Origin of the sequence: Citrobacter sp. RHBSTW-00524 (assembly GCF_013747755.1) — a bacterium.
Taxonomy (GTDB): Bacteria; Pseudomonadota; Gammaproteobacteria; order Enterobacterales; family Enterobacteriaceae; genus Citrobacter; species Citrobacter braakii.
Window position 1 is genome coordinate 2791517 of record NZ_CP056421.1, and the last position, 18761, is coordinate 2810277.

Genomic DNA, 18761 nt, shown 5'->3' on the forward strand with positions numbered 1-18761 from the left:
CTTGTCCGGCCGACATGCTGTTTAATGTGACGCTTTTTTAATTCCTGCCAGGTCCTCCTGGCTTACTTCGCCATTCCCTTCTCCCCAACTTTTACGCACGTAATTAATCACGTCGCGCATTTCGTTGTCGCTTAACATGCCACCGTAAGCCGGCATCTTAAAGGAGACGCTGCCACGCGTTGTCGGTGTTTCTGCGCCGTGGGCAATCACTCTGAACAGCGGCGTCGGGTCATCAACTATCACCAACGGATTGTTGATCAAAGAAGGGACGTTATCATCCGTACCTTTCCCCTCCAGACCGTGACAGGTGGAGCAGTAGCGGTTATAGGTCACTTTGCCCGCCTCGGGTGAATTCGACCAGGACACCGTAGTTGCCGCTGCGCGCACCGTTTCAGGCTTCTCGCTTTTCAGGCTCAGCAGATATTGCACGATCGCCGTGGCATCGTCATCGGTCAGGTACTGTGTACTCTGCGTAACGACTTCAGCCATCGAACCTGAAACCGCGGCATGCTTGCTTTTACCGGTCAGCAACAGCGATTTTAATTCCTGCTCAGACATTCCCGTGCCGCGCAGCGAGGGCGCATACCAGCCGTCGATCATCGCGCCGCTCAGGTACTCGGCATCAGCATTGGTATACGCTTTTTCGTTCATCGCCATGCCTCTCGGGGTATGGCAAGAACCGCAGTGTCCGGGACCTTCCACCAGATAAGCGCCCCGTTTTACTAACGCAGCGTTGTCATCCGTTTTTGCACGCTCTACAGTCGTCGCTGGCGCGTCGGTAAACAGCCAGTTCCAGATATGCAGCGGCCAGCGGGCGGAGAGTAGCCACGGAATGGCATTCTCTTTATTGGGCTGCGCAGAGGGGGTGACATCATGCATAAAATAGCGATACAACGCCTGTACATCGTCATCAGAAAGTTTCGCGTAAGAGGGATAAGGCATGGCCGGATAGAGCGGATGACCATCTTTGGCAATTCCCTGACGTACGGCCTTGTCAAAATCCTCGTATGAGTAATTACCAATACCCTGGGCTTTGTCTGGGGTAATGTTGGTCGAATAAATATCCCCTACCGGAGTAGGAAACTTTTTGCCACCCGCCATCGCCGCCCCCCCTTCGGTGGTATGACAGGCCACACAGTCAGAGATACGGGCGATATATTCGCCATTAGATTCCGCTGCACTCACAGAGGCGGTAAACAAACAGGCGGCAAGAACGGTTACATTACGCATAGATCACCCCATATCCTTGAGTTCATTAACCGCACGCCATGCCTGGTCGATGGCCGTATGGGCATAAGCGCCCCAGTCAGAATCAGAATTAGCGATGGCAATGCGACCAACTGGCTGACGCGCCCGCTCGATAATTTCTGGCATTTTATCCATATCATCGAACAACGCGTTGGCGTAATACGCATAGCCATGCGCCCAGCGGTTAACCGTAATGGCGGAGATATCGCGTTGATTATCAAAGCCCGTTGAGCCAAACATTTCCTGTAACTGGGAGCGAATCATCTCCTCATGCGTCGCAAATGTGGTCCCCAGTAAATACGCTCGCCCCAGACGAAATTGCTCTCTGGCCGACAGATTACTGCCCGGATAAGTAGGCACATAGACCATGTGAATGACCATCGGATCGTCCGGTGAGGCCGGGTGTTGATACCCGCCGATGCTGACCGGATAGTCGAGCTTAATCCGGCTGTAAGGTGCGGCCGGAGAGTAAAATTCATGCACGCCAAGCTGTTTGAACGCCTGCCAGTTTTTGACCACCACGTTGGTGTACACCAGCGGTGCCTTCACGTTCAGTTTGAGATCCGCCTGCTGCTGTTCCGGCATCTCAGGCACCAGATACGGGATCATCATGTTATAGCCCGCCATGATGGTGTTTTTACCGCGCACGCGATGCATTTTGCCGTCACGCAGATAGGTCACCACCACGCCATCCTTTGTGTTGGCCGCATTAATCACCGTGCTGTTCAGACGCAGGCGCGTGGTGTTTTCCGGCAGATCCAGCTTTTCGTAATGCAGTCTGGCAAGGACAGAGTCTTCCATCGTGTTACCCGGTAGCGCATTCGGCAGCATATACCTGACTAACAGTCGGGCCAGCCCGGCGTTACCGTCAGGGAAATGGTAAACATACGGCTCTTCGAGGTCGGCCAGCGACTCGCCGTCCAACGGCGGTATTCCCAGCGCCTCCATGCCGGGTAATGCGCACGCCCTGGCATCGCTACAGGAAATGCCTTCAATGCCGATGGCGAAGAAGTCATTAGAACGCTGCTGAAAATAGAGCAGCGCCATTTTGCTCAAACCAACTTTTGTGGCCAAAAATTCACTGTAGCTGTGGGTATCCAGCCATTCCATTTTCTCATCGACCGTCATGCCCGGAAGATAGTCGCCAGGATGGACGTGCAGGTCGATCAACGCCTTTCGGTCGTGCTCACTTAGCGGAAAATCATTGATAAAGTCTTCAATTTTACGGCCATTGAGCCTGTTCGGCGGGATATCATCAGATACCGCGCGCCCCGGATCGCCGCTGACGATTTTTGTTTCGCCAAAATTCTTTTTGTCGAAGAAAACACCGCGACTGAGCTGCCAGTCGGGGTAGAAGTTTACGTCAAAACTCTCTTTTAACCGCGTGACGCTGACGCCCACGGTTTCCATCAGTTTTTGCACCTCAGGGCTGAAATTGTGCGCGGGCGACTGGAATGCTTCGCTACCGCCATAGCCGAGTAATTTCTTACCTGAGCTCGTAAATTCGTTACGTTTGGCGTGCCCGCCAAAATCGTCATGGTTATCGAGGATCAGGATCCGGCTATTTTGCCCGGCAAGCTGGCGCCAGAAACAACCGGCAGCCAGCCCGCTAATACCGCCGCCCACAATCACCAGATCGTACTCTTCCTCAACGGGCAGAGCGTTTAAATCAAAATGTTTATGCTCGCGGCCTACTGCATGCGCCATTTCAAACGATCCAGGATGATTACCCCGCAGCCCCGTCAGCCCTGGCGGATAATAATTTCCATCTATAAATGCGTTTCCCTTTCCTGCCGCCCTGACCCATTCCAGCGGGGTAAGCCCCGCCGCAATAGTCACCGCGACGCCGTTGAGAAAATCACGTCTGGTAATTGCCATTAACTTTTTTCCTTATTGCTACACACTGCCCTAAATACGACACAAATAAGAGATGTCCCCCTTCATAGTAATAAAGGGGTACAGCCGACTATTTCCCTGGCTTTAACTCTTCATCCAGTTTTTTAGAATCATAATAATCACCCTGCCAGGTGATTTTACCTGCTTTAACATGAATATAGCTGACACCTTCAAATTTTATCGGATTATTTGTCGGCGGACTCCCTGCCCATTCACCACTATTTTTGCCAGAAAATTCCCAACGAAACGCCACGGTATCTTCGTCGTAAACGGGTTTGCCGACCATTTTCCAGCTCAGGTCTGGCACCGCCTTAATAAAGGCACCGATAACGTCTTTTTCAGCTTTTTCTCTGCCATTTATCGGTTCGCCAGCGGCGGCATCATAATAGACTGCGTCATCAGCAAGATATTGCGCGGCTCGCGAAGCATCGTGTGCATTCCAGGCCGCCATGTACTCTTTAACGGTATTCAGCGATGTGCTTTCTGCCAGGCTATAGCCCGAGAACATCACGAATGAAAGCACCGCTATGTTTAATGTTTTCATCGACATCCTCTCTATTCAGAAATGTCACACATGATATGTTTCACCCGAGTATATTCTTCGAGCGAATAGGATGAGAGATCTTTGCCATAACCCGATTTTTTGAACCCGCCGTGCGGCATTTCGGCGCACAGAGGAATGTGATTGTTAATCCACACGGTGCCAAAATCGAGGTCAATGCTGAAGCGCTGTGCGCGACCATGGTTACTGGTCCAGACGCTGGCGGCCAGACCATATTCCACATCATTCGCTTTGTGTAGACCCTCTTCATCAGTCGAAAACGGCTGAATAGTCATTACCGGTCCAAATACTTCATGCTGAATAGCTTCGTCATGTTGATGCAATCCGGAGACGATCGTCGGCTCAAAATAGAATCCCGGACCCGGCCCGGCACGCCCACCAGTTTCAATTTTTGCATGTGCCGGTAAACGCGCAATAAAGCCTTTCACCTGCTCCAGTTGGTTTTTACTGTTCAATGCGCCATATAGCGCAGCCTGATCCGCTGGCGGTCCAAATTTAATACTCTTCGTTTTCTGAACCAGCTTTTCCAGGAATTCAGCGTAGATGGATTGTTCGACCAGAATACGCGTAGCCGCCGTGCAATCCTGGCCGGCATTGAAGAAGCCTGCCGTGGTGATCGTCGCGATCGCCTTGTCCATATCTGCATCAGCAAACACCACCGCAGGCGCTTTCCCGCCCAATTCCAGATGCGCCTTGGTCAGGTTCGCCGCTGCCGAAGCCGCAACCTGTAGGCCCGCTCGGACCGAACCGGTAATCGAAACCAGTGAGGCCTTCGGGTTTGAAACCACCAGCGAACCGGTGCTGGCTTTACCTAATACGACGTTAAACGCCCCTCTTGGGAACAACGGCGCGGCCAGTTCAGCCAACAGTAGCGTGCTGACCGGCGTGGTGTCGCTGGGTTTTAATACGACCGTATTGCCTGCCGCCAGCGCTGGCGCAATCTTCCATACCGCCATCATGAACGGGTAGTTCCATGGCGTGACTTGTCCAACGATACCCAGCGGTTCACGGCGGATAGTCGAGGTAAACCCGGCGGAATATTCTCCTGCCGCTTTCCCTTCAAGACAGCGCGCCGCACCGGCAAAAAAGCGGATGGCATCGCAGGATGCCGCGATCTCTTCCTTCTCAATAAAATGGCGAAGCTGACCGGTCTCCTGACTCTGCGCGTTCACCAGCCGCTCAACGTTTCGTTCAATCTCATCTGCCAGCTGCAATAACGCCTTTTGCCGCTGTGCCGGCGTCGATTTTCGCCAGATGCTAAACGCCGCCTCCGCCGCCGAGTAGGCCTGCTCCACCTCTTCCGCATTGGCGTTGGGTGATAATGCGTACGTTTCGCCGTCGACCGGACTCACCAGTTCGAAGGTATCTTCGCTACGACCTGCTACATATTGCCCATTAATAAAATGCTTCAGGGTTTTCATGTCTGTCTCCTGCCCGTTAATACATAAATAATCTTATGTAATATATATATTGTAAAAGATTTTCAAATGCGCAACATTGACACTATGATAAGCCTCGCATTTTTAACTTAATTTTTACATTTTCGAGATAAGGCTTTTCATCGTGAGTCAACGCGTTTGCTCAGCTCATCATGAGGTTATCGGGACACACATCCGCTTGTGCAGTGACGTTGCGCATAGGCATGTAAAATAACTCGGCCATTCTTACCTTCCTTGCCTGACGGGCATGTGTTAAAAATGGTCGTTGTTTCAGGGAATTGAGTGCAGAAAAGATTATGATTACTCACGCGGTCATATTTGCGCCTATCGGGCAGGTCAGTCGTTCAGACCAGATAGTGCAGCGCCTGTCAAACGCCATTATCACGGGGTTGCTGGAGCCAAAAGAACAGCTCCCCAACGAAACTGATTTGGCAAAGATGATGGGTGTCTCACATATCACTATCAGAGAAGCGCTAAACACGCTTCGGGCTAATAATCTTATCCATACGGTTCGTGGTCGTAATGGCGGGAGCTTCGTTTGCGAAAATATTGATGGCAAAAACAGCGCCCTGCATCCGTTCAAAGCGATCAGTACGGATTATCTTTCTGACCTGGGCGAAATGCATTGCGCCATTATCAGCCATAGCGCAAGGCTGGCTTCCAGACGGATGACCGGCGCGGATATCGCCAAATTTCGCGAGTTTGTTGAGGTGCTCAGCAAGGCAAACTCACCAGAGCTTATGACCCAGGCCGATATGCGCTGTCTACTGGCGATAGCTGCCAGTTCACATTCGGCGCGACTGGCCAATCAGGAGCTGCAGGTCCAGGCTGAATGGGCATCGCTGGTGGCGATACTTTATCGCGCAGACAACATTCATGCCGAAATTATTGCGCTTTACTCGGCACTGGCCGATGCGCTGGCTGCTCACAACGAGGCAGAATCCGTGCAGCTTGCCACACGGATCATCGACACGTTTACCTATTACCTTATTGAAAAAAAGCTGAAATATAACTCGAACTGACAATCAGTGAAGGCAGGACAGACAATGAGCTCTTCGACATCCTTAAGCGCATTAATTCGTAAGATTGATGATATTACCGCCTCTACCGTAGATTCTACCGTTGCGCTGGCGAGGAGCATCCATGAGGCGATTTCCGGGGTGCAAAAGGCCTCAGCAGAAGTTGTCCTCGATCCATCGGTGAGATCTACCGTTCAGCAACACATCAAGCGCACCCTCAGTAACAATCATTACTGTTCAGGGGCCGGGTTCGCCAGCCATATTGAGAGCACTGCCACCACAAAAGAGTATTGGCTGCAGGAATGGTGGTATAAGAAAGATAATGGTTTGAGTCAGGCGCACCTCGATTTAGATCAGGCCACCCAGCAACGCCTGGATTTCAGAACCTTCGAGTGGTTTAAGCACTCACCTCCGGCAGGAAAGGCCTATATCCACGGCCCCTACGTCGACTATATCTGCAATATTTCCTACACCCTGACCTCGGCAGTGCCGATCTACTACAACGATCAGTTTCTTGGCGTTGCCGCCGTCGATCTGCTGGTCAGTCAGATAGAGGCCGAACTGCTCTCCTGCGCTCATCCTGACTATGTCATTCTGACCAATCTGGAAAACAGAATTATCTTTTCCAGTTGGCCACGTTTTCGCGTGGGTGAATTACTCTCTCCCGCAAACAGTACCGTTGTTTATCAGAGCGACTACTTTATCCTTTATCACTATCAAAACTAAGGGCCCGAAGGCCCTTAGTTTTTAGTTATCCTGCCCCATATTCAGCTTGTTAGCGTAGGCAATGGCGTCGTTTTCCGGCGCCGCAGAGCGACCAAACGGTCGGGTCAGGAACATATAGATAAGCCCGGAGCCAACGACAATCGCCAGGCCGAACAGTACCGTCCAACGGTCGATGAAATCGCTGCTGTCTGCCGGTTGCGCCAACAACCAGATCCCACACAATCCATAGGCTAGCGCCAGCACGTTCACAATCACGCCCCAACCGCCAATGGTCCACTCCCCTGCCGGTTTCCAGCCTTTCAGGCGCTGGCGCAGTGCGGCAAGCACAACCATCTGGAACGAGATATAAATACCGATGACGGCAAACGCGGTAATACGCGACAGGTTGTCTGGCTGGAAATAGACCCAAACGCAGATGATGACTGGCAGCAGACAGCTAACAACCATCGCATTATCCGGAACACCATTTTTAGAGATCTTTGACATCCACTCACTTCCCGGCAGCATTCTGTCGCGGGAGAAAGAAAAGATAAGGCGGCTTAACGCAGCCTGCAGAGACAAAATGCACGACAGCATCGCCACAATCGCGACGATGATAAAGATAGTTGCGCCTGTTTCACCAAGAGCTTCATTAAGGATGGCCGGAATCGGGTCAGATGTTTTGCCATTCACGATACTGACCAGATTTGGTGAAGCCAGGAGGTATCCCATGACGGAAATAATCGCCGAAATCGCACCAAATACGATGCTCAAAATCATCGCAACCGGGATCTTTTTACTTGGATTCTGTACCTCTTCCGCAACGTTACCGCAGGCCTCAAAGCCAAAGAACATAAACAGCCCCATCAGCGCGGCAGACATAAATGCGGTGGAATAGCTGCCGTCATGCGCCAGCACGCCCATCGAATCAAAAATTACGGAGAATGGCTGCGAACGGTGGAATATCAGCAGATAAATTCCCAGCGCAATCACGCTAACGATTTCACACCAGAAGCCAATTTTTGCAACCCGGGCCAGATTTTTAGTCCCGGACATATTAACAGCCATCATCAAAAGCAGCAGCAGGACGGAAGTCGCCAACATAGTGGCTGGCGTCTGACCATAGTGGAAGAGCGACTCAACAAATGTTGAAGTATATTCCGCGATTGACGTAATGGTGACCACCAGTGCCCACAGGTAAATCCAGGCAGCGATCCACGCATATTTCTTGCCCCATAACCTTCTGGCCCACGGATAAAGCCCGCCGGTTATCGGATACTGGGAAGCCACCTCACCAAACACCAACGCCACCAAAAGTTGTCCACATGCGACGATTAAAATCCACCAGACTGCGGGCGGCCCCGCCAGCGTTACGGCCAGTGCAAACAGCGAATAGACGGCGGTAAGCGGCGAAAGGTAGGTAAAACCCAACGCAAAGTTTGAAATAAGACCGATCGAGCGATTGAACTGTTCTTTGCCATCTTTTTGAAAATTATCGTTTTTCTTATCAGGTGTCTGTTCCATATAGCTTTCTCTTTTGTGGAATAGTCGCAGGGTTGAACAATTAATGTATAAAAGATATTAAGTTATATGTATAGTGATTTTGTCGCTAATTTGTTAAAAATGATCGCGCATCACGTTAATGAAAAGGTGGGAGTAGAACAGTCGAGGGCACAAGCATTTTTCGGTATTTACGCTTCACGGTTCTTTAGCAATTGCGAACGGTTAGCCAATTGGCTGATAAACAGGCACCCCGAATTGAGTTCGACGCTAAGTAGCAAGAATCGCTGCTGTTAAGCAACATTTTTGCAATATAATAATGTGATGTTAAACGCTGAACCTGAGCAGGTGAATGATGGAAATTGATCTCGATAATCTGGTCTTTGATGGACTGGAAGAAGCGCAAGAGCGTAATGCTGAACGTCTGGAAGATGCTGACAAGAAAGCGCAGGACATTATTGCTGATAATGACTGCGGCGACGCCTGTAAAATCTGATTTCCAAACCGGCGCAATGCCGGTTTTTTTACCGCCAGACTATGCCCCTCCTCTTATCTACATATCCCATCGCGTTTACCCATTGTTAACACCGCTTTCACTAATAACATTTTGTAAATAGATAAGAATTTTTTCTTATTTTGTCCTGAACGTAAGTTATGGGAGCGTAAAAAGCACAAACCAAAAACGACAGGGATTTACATCATGATGGCAACGAAAACTTACCGCGCTAAAAAAACACTGCTTGCACTCGGCGTGCTGCTGGCCACCGGCATTGCCGCCTCGCAGGCTCAGGCTGACCAATTGGCCGATATCAAAGCCGCAGGCGTAGTAAAAGTTGCGACATTCGACGCGAATCCGCCGTTTGGCTCCGTCGATGCCAAAACGCATAAGATTGTCGGCTATGACGTTGATTTTGCTGAAGCGCTGGCGAAATCCCTCGGCGTAAAACTGGAACTGGTAGCGACTAATCCGGCCAACCGCATTCCGTTATTACAATCCGGTAAAGCCGATTTAATCGTGGCGGATATCACGATTACGCCTGAGCGGGCGCAGGTCATTGACTTCTCCGTCCCCTATTTTGTTACCGGGCAGCAGTTCCTGGTACCGGCCAAATCCCCGGACCAGCTCGATGCATACAGCAAAGCGCGAATCGGCGCGGTAAAAGGTACTACCGGTGAGCAGGCGCTACATCAGCGCTTCCCGCAGTCGCGTGTGCTGGCCTACGACGATATTCCACTGGCGTTAACCGCGCTACGCAATGGCAATGTTCAGGCCATCACCCAGGACAGTACGATTCTGGCCGGTCTATTAAGCGGTGCGCCGGATAAAGCAGATTTCAAAATTCTGCCAGACCTGCTGAGCAAAGAAGAGATTGGCGTGGGAGTGAAAAAAGGTGAGCCAGCGCTGTTAAAAGCCGTCAATGATGAACTTTTGAGGCTGGAATCTACCGGGCAGGCGGCAAAAATTTATGATGTCTGGTTTGGCCCTGAAACCAAAAATCCGCAACCCCGCGCCTTTAAAATAGAAGCGAAGTAATATGCTCTCAGCCCTGTTTCATCGTTGTGCAGTTTCCGCGGCGGATTTTACCCATTTGCGCCAGGCAAGCGTCGAACTGCGCAATGTCATCAAACAGTTTGACACTCACACCGTACTTAACGGCGTCAGCCTGTCAGTTGAACCCGGTGAAGTGGTGACTATTCTGGGCCCTTCTGGCTCGGGAAAATCCACGCTTATACGCCTTATCAACCAGCTTGAGTCGCTCAGCGGTGGCGAGATTTTCATTGATGACAAACCAATTAGTCAGTTGCGCGGGGCAGCATTACGCCAGTTACGCAGCCGTATCGGTTTCGTTTTTCAGCAATTCAATCTCTATTCGCATCTGACAGCGCATCAGAACATCTCGCTGGCGCTGGAATATGTTCACGGCTGGAACAAGGCGGCAGCCGAGCGTCGGGCACTCGAATTGCTGGATCAGGTGGGACTGGCAGAAAAAGCGAGCGCTTATGCCGCACAGTTGTCCGGTGGGCAGCAACAGCGCGTGGCCATCGCCCGCGCGCTGGCCTCATCGCCACAAATCCTTCTGTTTGATGAGCCCACCTCCGCGCTGGATCCGGAAATGATCGGCGAAGTATTACAGGTGATGAAAAACCTGGCCCACAGCGGTATCACCATGATCGTCGTGACCCATGAAATGCATTTTGCCCGTGAGATTGCCGATCGCGTGGTATTCATCGATGGCGGAGAAATTCTTGAAGTGGCCGCACCGGAGGATTTTTTCACCCGGCCACAGCACCCGAGAACCCAGCGTTTCCTGAAAAAAGTGCTCGACCCGTTACACCAGGAGTCATCGCTATAATGCTTGCAATGGACTGGGAGGGAGTGCTGAGCGGGCAACCTCTGCAATGGATTATTTCCGGTTTTCTCACCACGCTCTGGGTGACACTGGCAGGTGTCGTACTCGCCACGCTCATTGCCATCTTCCTACTCGGCCTGCGTCTGACGGGCCATCGCTTCAACAAAGCGGTGGTCAGTGTATGGGTTTCGGTGTTTCGCAACACGCCTTTACTGGTGCAACTGATGTTCTGGTATTTTGCCGCATGGAACTGGCTGCCCCGCAACGTCATTACCTTCATCAATGCAGAGCATCCCTGGTCTATTCTGCCAGGCGATGTCTGGTGGTTAACACCAGAGTTTATCTGTTCAGCATGGGGGCTGGGCGTATTTACCTCGGCATTTTTGGTCGAGGAGATCGCCTCTGGTTTACAGGCGGTTTCTGCCGGACAACGTGAGGCTGCCGTGGCGCAGGGTTTTTCATCCTGGGCGACGTTTCGTCACATTCTGCTTCCTCAGGGACTGGCGAACGCCTGGCAACCCATTGTTGGGCAATACCTTAACCTGATGAAACTTTCCTCGCTTGCCAGCGGTATTGGATTTGCTGAGCTCACCTACCAGGTGCGGCAAATTGAGAGCTACAACGCGCACGCGCTGGAAGCCTTTGCTGTTGGCACTGCGCTCTATCTGTTCACCGGCATCGTTCTGGGTATGCTGCTTACGCGTCTTGGCCCACGACCTGCATCGGGTAAATCGTCCAAGGTTAAAACGCGTATCTTCAGCGTCAGGAGCATACTGCATGATCGCTAATATTTCGGTCATTACCGACAATCTTGATTATCTCCTGTGGGGACGCGTGGCCCAGGGACAACCCGGCGGCGTTCTGCTCACTTTGTTGATGGCTCTCGGCGCGGCGCTGCTGGCCTTGCCTGGTGGGATAGTTCTTGCCTGCTGCGCCTGGCGTTTTCCGGGCACGGTTCGCAACGGGTTGTTTATCTGGGCGGAGTTTATTCGCGGCATTCCGCTAATCTTTGTGATTTTCTGGATGTGGTATTTGCTACCCATGCTGACCGGAAGCGATCTCCCCGGAGCCGTTACCGTGACGCTGGCGCTGGCATGGTTCACCGCTGCCTCGGTCATGCACTCAGTGTATGCAGGAATTAGCGCGCTGCCTGGCGGGCAATATGATGCTGCCGTGGTTCAGGGTTTTCGCCCGTATCAGGCCCTGTGGCTTATCTTATTGCCGCAGGTGCTGCGTAACGTACTGCCATCGCTGACGGGGATTTTTATTGGATTACTGAAGGACACGTCGCTGGCGTTTATAGTTAACGTGCCGGAACTCACAACGGTTGCGGGTCAGGTTAACAGCCGGGTACAAATCTATCCGGCAGCCATTTTTATTTTTACGGGACTGGTCTATTACCTGCTGTGCCTGAGTCTGGAGAAAATCACCCAACGCCACTTCGCGTTAAAATGAGATCACGGCTCAACATTCCACAAACTGGTGGTCTTCGTTGAGCCGATATTTCACGCCCGCCCGGATGTTATTTTCCCCCTCAACGGCAAGCGCAAAACGCATTCTCTCGCCATCGTGATAGGCCAGCGCCGCGCAGCCGCCGGGACCGAGTATTATCGAATCGACAACACCGGTACTGGCAACAACGGCGTTCTCTCCGCTGGCAATAATGTGGATGTTGTCGGCGCAGTTGGCGATTTTAGACTCTGCGCCAAAACAGGCCAACTGAGTTAAATCACCACCGCAGGCAATCCGGTTTCTGTCGCCGAGCGAACTGATGCGTACGCGCATGCCGGTACTGGCGATACGCGTCCCGTCACCCACGCTACTGATACGTGCCGAATTTCCCGCAACCGCAATTCGCCCGCGATCGCCTGAACTGCCGATATGCGCGTTATAGCCTACGCTACCAATACGTGCGCTGTAACCTGCGCTGGCGATCTGTGCGGCATACCCGGCGCTGGTGATTTTAACGTTATCGCCTGCACAACTGAATCGGGCATTATCTTCTGCACTCGCCAGCGGACGGCTGATTTCCCCCGCCGTTTGCACACGGGAAATATTCCCCATCGCGCGAATATCCTGCTGGGCAAAACTCGCCTCTTCCCGCCATTTTGACCAGCCGTATTCCACCAGGCTATTTGCCCAGTCTGTATACCCTTCCCGCTGGAGCGCACGATGGACATCAGCATAGCTTCCGCCAGTTGGAAACGCGCGTAGAAACCAGCGATACATTACGGGCCCAACGCGCCAGGCCCGTAAGTCACTTCGCGTAATCATCATCGCTTAATGCCGGTGATAGCCATCCACCATACACTTGAAAGTTTCGCCCGGCGTACGACCTGTCGTGCAGAGATAAAGATGCCCAAAAATGAAAAACAGACTGATTATTGCCAGCGCGAAGTGCGCCTGGAGCAACCAGTAACGCACGCCGGGGAACAGGTCACCGACAACCGTCGGATAGAGCGATAACAACCCCGAGATCAGCAGCAGTGGCAGTAAGCCATACATCACGCCAACATAGGCCGCCTGCTGTAGCGGGTTGAATTTAGAACGCTTTGATGCCGGGAATGGGTGTGACTCGCCCTGCATAATGCCAAACAGGTAAAAACGCGTTTGTCTTTGCGCTCGTCCGATCCAGCCCTGACGTTGAATAATATAGTGATGCCCGTTGCCGCCAATCAGATTGATCAGGACAAATCCAATCCAGCAGGCGAGCAGCAAAAAGCCGCAGATCTCATGCACGGTAAGCAGGCTTTTCATCACCGACGCACTGACGACGGAGAAGTGATTGACCAGGCCACTGACCAGAAGTAGCAGAAATAGCAGCGCATTCGACCAGTGCCACAAACGAACGGCCTTCGAGTATAAATAGACTTTCTCACCGTGCCCTGCCGACGCTTTATGTGCGGCCCGAAAGCGCAGCATGGCGTGTAGCGCCAGCACCAGCCACATCCCCACCAGCATTAACCCGGCGATGACCAACCACACAGGCCAGTAGTTCGGTGAAAACAGGGGAACAAACTGCGCAAGCTGGGCGTGAAACTGTTCGGCATTCTGCGACGCGTTCATACATTTTCCTTTTTAATCAAATGTTGACCGAACCGACGATACAGATGGGGTTTCCCGGCGCCTGCAAGTTGATGCTCGTAATACTTATTTTCTCTCAACCAGGTCTGAATTTCCGGGCTATCTTCGCGACCAAAAATCAGCGCATGTTCCGGGCAGGCGTTAACACAGATCGGCGGGAAACCTTTCGCCAGACGAGATTCAGCGCAGAAGTCGCATTTATCCGCCACTTTGGTCTGCGGGTTGAGATAACGCACCTGATAAGGACACGCGCCAATACAGTAACTGCAGCCGATACAGGAAGACGTGTCTACCCGCACAATGCCGTTGTCATCTCGCCATGAGGCGCCAGTCGGACACACCTCAATACAGGGGGCATCATCACAGTGCTGGCAGGACTGACGGAAGTAGTGATACAGCGTTTCGTTGTCGTTGTCCGAAACCGGAATATGAGCTATCGACAAACGGCTACCCTGCGCAGGAACATGGTTGGTTTTCCTGCATGCGCGGGCGCAGATATTACATCCGTTACACAGTGATTCATCGTGAATCATGACGTAATGTACGTCTTTAGAACTCCTGGTACTCGCTAACAGATTTTGACCTGGGCCAGTGAAAAAAATCACCGTCCCCATGCCAATGACAAATTTTCGTCGGGTGAAGGACATCGGGTTATCCTCTAATACTGTGACAGTGGTCGTCCACACGTTCCATGACATCAACCTGAATAATTCAGGGGTTCTGATACTGCTCAACCTCAAGCCATTCGCACAGGCCGTACGCTTTGCCATAACTCATAAAACGTTCGCTGAACAAATAAGGCTCCGCATTTGACGATTCCACAGTCCGTATATCTGCATAATCAGGATGCGTTTCCATGGCCGTGAGCGCAGCGGCAATCTGTTGAGACTCAAAGCGATACGGCGGTTGCGTCAACATGGCGACCTTATAAGGGCGAGGATACGTTCGACAGTCGAAGCGTACCGCCTCGGCAATCGCACGGCAGATGTCGTTTTCCACCACCTGCACACACATGTCGGCGTAATTTGCCGTCATGGTTTGCGTCGAATAGAAATATGCTTCTTCCGCACCCTGCACACAGGTGATATCCGCACCATTCGCGTCCTGGCCCAGCACATCCAGCAGCGCGGAAAGATCGGTTTCAGGAACCGAATAAGGCGGCAGCAAAAAGACACTGCGCGCCACCAGTTGCCCCGATGCTGAATGCTGGCGGATAAAATCTGCCACAATCGACTCCGGGCTGGCAGGTTCCTGAACCTGGGGCGCATTCATCTGTTCTACAGGCGGGTGAAACGCCTGCAGCCACTGTCTCTTTCGGCTATCCACTTCGTCAGGAAACGCCTCAACGGGGGTCAGCACGTCGCTCACGTTAGTCATCTCGCATTCCTTACGCCGGCAACAGATCTTGTGCAGCCAAATCAGCGGCTACATCTTCAAGTCCGAGTCGGTTCAGGGTTTCACGCGTTGGGCAACCCAGCTCTGGATCCCAGCCCATTTCCTGATAGAACATCGTCAGCGACTGACGCATATCTTCCCGGTCCATCTTGTCGGTCCCTTCAGTGAAGACCGGGATCTTCGGATCTTTATCAAACACCCAGGAGCAGATGAGATCGTGCTCATTGCGCATATCTTTGGTTTGCATCAATTTGACCGTATAGGCTCGGTGCAGGGTAAAGATGCGTTCAGCGGCCAGGTCCAGACTCTCCTGCGTGGTTTCATCGCCGGTGACCGCCTGGAAGAATTTTGCTTCCAGATCCAAATCGCCGCGATAGTTACGGCTCTTGAGTGGTGAAACCGTCATCGGCCACACCCAGTTGCACAGCGTAACCGCGTTATGCAGGCAGACTTTCAGCAGCGTCCATTTGGCATATTTGATCTTGGCGGCATTGATCGGGGTGTAGTTTTTGGTTTCGTCGTATGCATCCTGCGAACCAAATAGCTCGCCCGCCACTTCGCGCTGTAATTTCAGCGGTAAACCGGAACCGATGAAGTTGATATGGGTGTGCGCCATACAGTCACGGTTAAACATACAGTTGGTGATCGCCCCCACCTGTGCAGAGGCCTCGTTTGCATGGTGGACAGGAAAACCAAACGGCGACCACAGTTTATTTTTGGCATAACCCCAGTACTCTTCGCCCAAATTCCAGCGTTCAGCAATGGCATACGATCCGTCCGCAAGATGGCTGAGTTCCCCCACGCGATGCGCCAACCGGTAGTAAAAATCCTTAATAAAATGAGGATCGCCCGCTTCCAGCTGATCCCAGCGGATCTCCGCATACTCTTCAGCTGGCAGTACGCGCTTAAAGACGCCTTTCGAATAGCAGTAAGTAAAATCACGGTGCAACTGCCCGTAGTTACACCAGATGCCATAATCGTCAAACAGGTTCAGGCCAATCAGATTTCCCACCACGCGCCCATCGTCTTTATCGTCGAAATCTTTCGGGCCATTGGGGAAAATGGTGGTGTGGACAAAGTTCGCCACGCAGGTGTTACCGCCGGTACTTGGCACGCCAAAATCTTTCACCCGCGGGACATTGAGCTGCGACATACAGCGAATGGGGCATGAATGGCAGCCGCTCATTTTGACCGTGTATTTCTCAGCGGCTGGCCCCAGATCGAACACGGATTTATAGGTACGGAAACCCACGGTATTCTGGTTACCCGGCGGGATTTCCCCGGTTTCGATTGGTCCCCCTTCTGCCGCGCCCCAGAACAGTCCCTTACGGGCCGTCCAGCGCGAGTTTGGCGAAGAGTATTCTGCCCAGGCCTGCGGGGTGCTTGGCACAACGTGGTTGTTGTTGGCACCGATGAGCTCGGTCATCATGTAATCATTGAGCCGCTTCATCTCTTTGCGATCGGCAATATTGACCCCTTTGGTCCCTTCTACCGCAATAGCCTTCAGGTTTTTCGACCCCATTACCGCGCCAGTACCGGCGCCTCCGCTGTGGTTGCGACTGTTGATCATGCAGGAGAGCGGCACCAGATTTTCACCCGCCTGACCAATAGCGGCGACGCAGGTTTCCGGGCTGGTAATACGGCAAATCTCTTCGGTTGTGGCGCGCGTTCCCTTACCCCACAGGAAATCGGCTTTTTCGATGCTGACCTTTTCGTCTTTAATGTTGATCCAGACAGGCGTCGCGGACTTGCCTTCGATAATAATGGCGTCGTAACCGGCGAATTTCATTTGCGCAGCAAAGAAACCGCCCATATGAGCATCCACCACTAAATTGCCTTTGGTAAAAGTCGATAAGGAGGTGATATTGACGCGGGAGCTACAAGGGGCACCAGAGCCCGTTAATGGCCCGGTGGCGAAAACCAGTTTATTCCCTTCATCGAAAGGCATGGTGCCTGGCGGGACTTCATCGTACATAATTTTATAACCAAAGCCCATCCCGCCGACAAATTTTTTAAATTTACTGGAATCTTCAAGGGTGATATTCCCCGTGGTGAGATTGACCCGTAAAATATTACCTGTCCAACCATTAGCCATCATGTTTTCCTTTGCAAGAAGGTTTAATAGATATACCCGCCATCCTTCAGGCAGTTTTTTTGCAAAACTGCGATATTTTTGGCAATTAATGACGCGTATCAGGCATACCTGCTATCTATCAAACAGTAATATCTTTCCACTCGATAATTTTTAATGCCCCAGTCGGACAAGCATTGGCGCACTCCCCACATAACACACATTTTGAGGATTTTTTTGTTTCGGTATTCACGGTCGCCATCATCCACGGGCAGGCGGTGGTACAAGCGCTGCAGCCAATACAACGTTTATGATCCACCGCAATACAGCCGTCTTCCTGTTTCCAGGTAATAGCGCCAATGGGGCAGACCTTCATGCATTGCGGATCTTTGCACTGACGGCAGGTATCAGCGGTATAGTTTAAATCGCCATAAAGTCCGCCACCGGACCCGACGCCATCATCGCCAAAGAAGAAGTTGCGATGGATTTTTATACGGGAAAAGAAAGTCCCCACGGCACCATCGTTATAATTGGTACAGGAAATTTCACAGCGGTGGCAGCCAGTACAGCGCGCTCGCTGGGTCACCAGCACCCCTTTCGGCGTATTGATAAGCCCCACGGTACCGCTGTCGATATCTTCCTGCTTACAGCCAAAAAGTGATAACAGTGCAGGGGCGATGGTTAATCCCGCCAAACCTTTTCCTGATATCCGCAGAAATTCAAGCCGCGTTAAACCACAATCTAAAAATGGACGATCAACCTGATTCATTTATTTCGCATCCTCTTCGCAAACGCTGTGTTAGCAACACCTCCAGGCTAAATTAAACCCGTGCAACTCAAGCCATTTCGGGCGGTTAATGTTGCCAACAACACGTAAATTTTTGCCCTAACCTGATCGCGTAAAATGACGGTGGTTAAACTGAATGAATCTAATCCTTTAGGGTTAGGCGTAAAGATAATGTGGTTATTCAGCGCTCATAGTTTTGATCGTCATCAATTAAAAAACGGAAGGGAAATAATAAATGCGGAGTGAGATTTATTATCATTAAGATAAGTTGAAATAATATTTCACATGCTTTGCAAATATTTGTGACTCTACTCGCATATATATTTTAATATATCATTCGGAATATAACTCAATATACAGCGAAGGTTACTCCTCTAATTGCAGCACTAAATTATATATATTGATAAATTAACGTGACGAGAATAAAAGGACGGCGAACGAGACCACCATCCTCTTTTTGTGGATTAACCGGCTAATGCTTTAATGACGGTCTCAATAGCCTGTTTTTCTAACTCGCTGCGCTTCACACGCTGGTTGGCGAGGGTGGTTCTCAGTACTCCCGCAATGACGATATGCTTAGGCTCTTGTCCCAGATCGCGCATTTCCAGCACTACTTTACCGACTACTCTGCACATTTCACGGTACAACTCATCGTCTTTGGTCTGATTTCCCATTTTTTCCCGCTCGTCATTAACTCAAACCAA

The 18761-nt window shown here is 51.5% G+C and carries 19 protein-coding genes; 7 read left to right on the plus strand and 12 right to left on the minus strand.

Annotated elements, in window-relative coordinates; translation table 11 throughout:
• Positions 1-21: 21 nt before the first annotated feature.
• The 4 genes from HV229_RS13445 to HV229_RS13460 form a co-directional block, all read right to left on the minus strand.
• Positions 22-1230 carry a cytochrome c gene (locus HV229_RS13445; protein ID WP_181545654.1) on the minus strand — a complete coding sequence of 403 codons (1209 nt, stop codon included), beginning with the start codon at positions 1228-1230 and terminating at the stop codon, positions 22-24.
• Positions 1231-1233: 3 nt separating this feature from the next.
• Entirely contained in the window at positions 1234-3126 is a 1893-nt protein-coding gene (locus tag HV229_RS13450; protein WP_181545655.1) for an NAD(P)/FAD-dependent oxidoreductase, read from the minus strand.
• 88 nt (positions 3127-3214) lie between these two features.
• A complete protein-coding gene (locus HV229_RS13455) occupies positions 3215-3688 on the minus strand; it encodes an ester cyclase (protein WP_052733163.1) in 474 nt (157 codons plus the stop codon).
• An 11-nt stretch (positions 3689-3699) separates the two neighbouring features.
• On the minus strand, positions 3700-5127 hold the full coding sequence (locus HV229_RS13460; RefSeq protein WP_016152934.1) for a gamma-aminobutyraldehyde dehydrogenase: 1428 nt from the start codon (positions 5125-5127) through the stop codon (positions 3700-3702).
• A gap of 314 nt (positions 5128-5441) precedes the next feature.
• Between HV229_RS13460 and HV229_RS13465 the strand changes: the two genes are divergently transcribed.
• Entirely contained in the window at positions 5442-6167 is a 726-nt protein-coding gene (locus tag HV229_RS13465; RefSeq protein WP_016156385.1) for a GntR family transcriptional regulator, read from the plus strand.
• A 24-nt stretch (positions 6168-6191) separates the two neighbouring features.
• A complete protein-coding gene (locus HV229_RS13470) occupies positions 6192-6890 on the plus strand; it encodes a cache domain-containing protein (protein ID WP_181545656.1) in 699 nt (232 codons plus the stop codon).
• Positions 6891-6911: 21 nt separating this feature from the next.
• Here the strand turns inward: HV229_RS13470 and HV229_RS13475 are convergent, their stop codons facing one another.
• A complete protein-coding gene (locus HV229_RS13475; protein WP_016152931.1) occupies positions 6912-8393 on the minus strand; it encodes an APC family permease in 1482 nt (493 codons plus the stop codon).
• A 331-nt stretch (positions 8394-8724) separates the two neighbouring features.
• On the opposite strand from HV229_RS13475, the gene HV229_RS13480 reads away from it, so the two are divergent.
• The 5 genes from HV229_RS13480 (at position 8725) to HV229_RS13500 (ending at position 12175) form a co-directional block, all read left to right on the plus strand.
• Positions 8725-8865 carry a hypothetical protein gene (locus tag HV229_RS13480; protein ID WP_016152930.1) on the plus strand — a complete coding sequence of 47 codons (141 nt, stop codon included), beginning with the start codon at positions 8725-8727 and terminating at the stop codon, positions 8863-8865.
• A gap of 204 nt (positions 8866-9069) precedes the next feature.
• Positions 9070-9903, plus strand: a complete 834-nt coding sequence (locus tag HV229_RS13485; RefSeq protein WP_047417771.1) for an ABC transporter substrate-binding protein — start codon at positions 9070-9072, stop codon at positions 9901-9903.
• A 1-nt stretch (position 9904) separates the two neighbouring features.
• Positions 9905-10723, plus strand: coding sequence for an amino acid ABC transporter ATP-binding protein (locus HV229_RS13490; RefSeq protein WP_181545657.1), 819 nt, complete (start codon positions 9905-9907; stop codon positions 10721-10723).
• Entirely contained in the window at positions 10723-11508 is a 786-nt protein-coding gene (locus HV229_RS13495) for an amino acid ABC transporter permease (RefSeq protein WP_181545658.1), read from the plus strand. The genes HV229_RS13490 and HV229_RS13495 overlap by 1 nt, the downstream gene beginning before the upstream one ends.
• The gene (locus HV229_RS13500; RefSeq protein WP_181545659.1) at positions 11498-12175 is read left to right on the plus strand and encodes an ABC transporter permease subunit; all 678 of its coding nucleotides are present in this window, start codon (positions 11498-11500) and stop codon (positions 12173-12175) included. Before HV229_RS13495 ends, HV229_RS13500 begins: the two co-directional genes overlap by 11 nt.
• Positions 12176-12184: 9 nt before the next feature.
• On the opposite strand, the gene ydhT is transcribed toward HV229_RS13500, so the two are convergent.
• The 7 genes from ydhT to fumD form a co-directional block, all read right to left on the minus strand.
• Complete coding sequence (gene ydhT, locus HV229_RS13505) at positions 12185-12997, minus strand: protein YdhT (RefSeq protein WP_016152925.1); 813 nt, start codon at positions 12995-12997, stop codon at positions 12185-12187.
• Between the two features lie 3 nt (positions 12998-13000).
• Complete coding sequence (gene phsC / locus HV229_RS13510) at positions 13001-13786, minus strand: thiosulfate reductase cytochrome B subunit (RefSeq protein WP_181545660.1); 786 nt, start codon at positions 13784-13786, stop codon at positions 13001-13003.
• Positions 13783-14451 carry a 4Fe-4S dicluster domain-containing protein gene (locus tag HV229_RS13515; protein WP_016152923.1) on the minus strand — a complete coding sequence of 223 codons (669 nt, stop codon included), beginning with the start codon at positions 14449-14451 and terminating at the stop codon, positions 13783-13785. Before HV229_RS13515 ends, phsC begins: the two co-directional genes overlap by 4 nt.
• Before the next feature lie 64 nt (positions 14452-14515).
• The gene (locus HV229_RS13520; protein ID WP_046274687.1) at positions 14516-15181 is read right to left on the minus strand and encodes a YdhW family putative oxidoreductase system protein; all 666 of its coding nucleotides are present in this window, start codon (positions 15179-15181) and stop codon (positions 14516-14518) included.
• Positions 15182-15191: 10 nt separating this feature from the next.
• Complete coding sequence (locus HV229_RS13525) at positions 15192-17294, minus strand: aldehyde ferredoxin oxidoreductase (RefSeq protein WP_019076689.1); 2103 nt, start codon at positions 17292-17294, stop codon at positions 15192-15194.
• A gap of 118 nt (positions 17295-17412) precedes the next feature.
• Entirely contained in the window at positions 17413-18039 is a 627-nt protein-coding gene (locus HV229_RS13530; RefSeq protein WP_016152920.1) for a ferredoxin-like protein, read from the minus strand.
• A 482-nt stretch (positions 18040-18521) separates the two neighbouring features.
• Positions 18522-18731 carry a fumarate hydratase FumD gene (fumD, locus tag HV229_RS13535; RefSeq protein ID WP_003029345.1) on the minus strand — a complete coding sequence of 70 codons (210 nt, stop codon included), beginning with the start codon at positions 18729-18731 and terminating at the stop codon, positions 18522-18524.
• Between the last annotated feature and the right edge of the window lie 30 nt (positions 18732-18761).